The sequence below is a fragment of the Trichococcus patagoniensis genome, assembly GCF_003051085.1.
GTDB classification, from domain to species: domain Bacteria; phylum Bacillota; class Bacilli; order Lactobacillales; family Aerococcaceae; genus Trichococcus; species Trichococcus patagoniensis.
This window is the reverse complement of record NZ_QAOM01000036.1, coordinates 1-3,244: the sequence shown is the minus strand read 5'-3', so window position 1 is coordinate 3,244 and position 3,244 is coordinate 1. Positions and strand designations below refer to the sequence as shown.

General features: G+C 50.0%; 2 rRNA genes. Both read left to right on the top strand.

What is annotated here, in order from left to right:
* Positions 1 to 134 precede the first annotated feature (134 nt).
* Positions 135 to 3,048, top strand: a 23S ribosomal RNA gene (locus C8U37_RS14205).
* Positions 3,049 to 3,140: 92 nt separating this feature from the next.
* Positions 3,141 to 3,244: ribosomal RNA gene (gene rrf, locus C8U37_RS14200) — 5S ribosomal RNA — on the top strand; the annotation flags it as partial.

Genomic DNA, 3,244 nt, shown 5'->3' with positions numbered 1-3,244 from the left:
TAAATTTGTTCTTTGAAAACTGAATACTACAAAAATAAAGTAAGAAACCTAAACATTTTACCGCGTTTTAAGTTAACTTAAATGAGTTTTTAACGAAATAAGTTAGCAAGCCAGCAATGGCGAGCTTAACCATAGGTTAAGTGAATAAGGGCGCACGGTGGATGCCTAGGCACTAGGAGCCGATGAAGGACGGGACTAACACCGATATGCTCCGGGGAGCTGTAAGTAAGCTTTGATCCGGAGATTTCCGAATGGGGCAACCCAATATCTTTGATAGGATATTACGTTACACTGAATACATAGGTGTATCGAGGAACACGCAGGGAACTGAAACATCTCATTACCTGCAGGAAGAGAAAGAAAATTCGATTCCCTTAGTAGCGGCGAGCGAAACGGGAAAAGCCCAAACCAAAGAGCTTGCTCTTTGGGGTTGTAGGACTGGGACATGAGACTGCAATGGATAGCAGAAGCCAACTGGAAAGTTGCGCAAAATAGGGTAATAGCCCCGTATGCGAAATCCAAATCAGCTCTACCAGTATCCTGAGTACGGCGGAACACGAGAAATTCCGTCGGAATCCGGGAGGACCATCTCCCAAGGCTAAATACTCCCTAGTGACCGATAGTGAACCAGTACCGTGAGGGAAAGGTGAAAAGCACCCCGGAAGGGGAGTGAAACAGTACCTGAAACCGTGTGCCTACAAGTAGTCAAAGCCCGTTAATGGGTGATGGCGTACCTTTTGTAGAATGGACCGGCGAGTTACGATTTCATGCGAGGTTAAGTTGAAAAGACGGAGCCGTAGCGAAAGCGAGTCTGAATAGGGCGAATAAGTATGAGGTCGTAGACCCGAAACCAAGTGACCTACCCATGTCCAGGTTGAAGGTGCGGTAATACGCACTGGAGGACCGAACCCACGCACGTTGAAAAGTGCGGGGATGAGGTGTGGGTAGCGGAGAAATTCCAATCGAACTTGGAGATAGCTGGTTCTCTCCGAAATAGCTTTAGGGCTAGCCTCGGATATGCGAATCATGGAGGTAGAGCACTGTTTGGACTAGGGGCCCTTCTCGGGTTACCGAATTCAGATAAACTCCGAATGCCATTGATTTAGATCCGGGAGTCAGACTGCGAGTGATAAGATCCGTAGTCAAAAGGGAAACAGCCCAGACCACCAGCTAAGGTCCCAAAGTATCTGTTAAGTGGAAAAGGATGTGGGGTTGCACAGACAACTAGGATGTTGGCTCAGAAGCAGCCATCATTTAAAGAGTGCGTAATAGCTCACTAGTCGAGTGACCCTGCGCCGAAAATTTACCGGGGCTAAACAGATCACCGAAGCTGTGGATGGAACCTTCGGGTTCCGTGGTAGGAGAGCGTTCTAAGGGCATCGAAGCCAGATCGTGAGGACTGGTGGAGCGCTTAGAAGTGAGAATGCCGGTATGAGTAGCGCAAGACGGGTGAGAATCCCGTCCACCGAATAACTAAGGTTTCCTGGGGAAGGCTCGTCCTCCCAGGGTTAGTCGGGACCTAAGCTGAGGCCGATAGGCGTAGGCGATGGACAACAGGTTGATATTCCTGTACCAGTTGCTTTTGTTTGAGCGATGGAGGGACGCAGGAGGCTAAGGAATGCACACGATCGGAAATGTGTGTCCAAGCAGCAAGTCTGAGAACGAGTGAAATGCTTTTTCTCTTAAGGACAAGCTGTGATGGGGAGCGAAATTTAGTAGCGAAGTTCCTGATGTCACACTGCCAAGAAAAGCTTCTAGTGAGAAAGTAACTGCCCGTACCGCAAACCGACACAGGTAGTTGAGGAGAGAATCCTAAGGTGTGCGAGAGAACTCTCGTTAAGGAACTCGGCAAAATGACCCCGTAACTTCGGGAGAAGGGGTGCTGACCGCAAGGTCAGCCGCAGTGAATAGGCCCAAGCGACTGTTTATCAAAAACACAGGTCTCTGCAAAATCGAAAGATGACGTATAGGGGCTGACGCCTGCCCGGTGCTGGAAGGTTAAGAGGAGAGGTTAGCGCAAGCGAAGCTTTGAATTGAAGCCCCAGTAAACGGCGGCCGTAACTATAACGGTCCTAAGGTAGCGAAATTCCTTGTCGGGTAAGTTCCGACCCGCACGAAAGGCGTAACGATTTGGGCACTGTCTCAACGAGAGACTCGGTGAAATTATAGTACCAGTGAAGATGCTGGTTACCCGCGACAGGACGGAAAGACCCCATGGAGCTTTACTGCAGTTTGATATTGCGTGTTTGTATCACATGTACAGGATAGGTAGGAGCCAATGATACCGGGACGCCAGTCTCGGAGGAGGCAACGGTGGGATACTACCCTTGTGATATGACCACTCTAACCCGCTGCTCTTAGCGAGCAGGGAGACAGTGTCAGACGGGCAGTTTGACTGGGGCGGTCGCCTCCAAAAATGTAACGGAGGCGCCCAAAGGTTCCCTCAGAATGGTTGGAAATCATTCGTAGAGTGTAAAGGCAGAAGGGAGCTTGACTGCGAGACCTACAAGTCGAGCAGGGACGAAAGTCGGGCTTAGTGATCCGGTGGTTCCGCATGGAAGGGCCATCGCTCAACGGATAAAAGCTACCCTGGGGATAACAGGCTTATCTCCCCCAAGAGTTCACATCGACGGGGAGGTTTGGCACCTCGATGTCGGCTCATCGCATCCTGGGGCTGTAGTCGGTCCCAAGGGTTGGGCTGTTCGCCCATTAAAGCGGTACGCGAGCTGGGTTCAGAACGTCGTGAGACAGTTCGGTCCCTATCCGTCGCGGGCGTTGGAAATTTGAGAGGAGCTGTCCTTAGTACGAGAGGACCGGGATGGACACACCGCTGGTGTACCAGTTGTTCTGCCAAGAGCATCGCTGGGTAGCTATGTGTGGACGGGATAAACGCTGAAAGCATCTAAGCGTGAAGCCCCCCTCAAGATGAGATTTCCCATCACTTTAAGTGAGTAAGACCCCTGAGAGATGATCAGGTAGATAGGTTGGGAGTGGAAGTACAGCGATGTATGGAGCGGACCAATACTAATCGGTCGAGGACTTAACCAATTTTTAAAAAGAAGAAAACTCAAGCGGTGTTTTCGGGTTCCCTTTAAATTTGTAGATTCAGTTTTGAGAGAACAAGGTTCTCTTGAAAAATGTGCGGTGACGATGGCAAGAAGGTCACACCTGTTCCCATCTCGAACACAGAAGTTAAGCTTCTTAGCGCCGATTGTAGTGAAGGGTTTCCCTTTGTGAGAGTAGG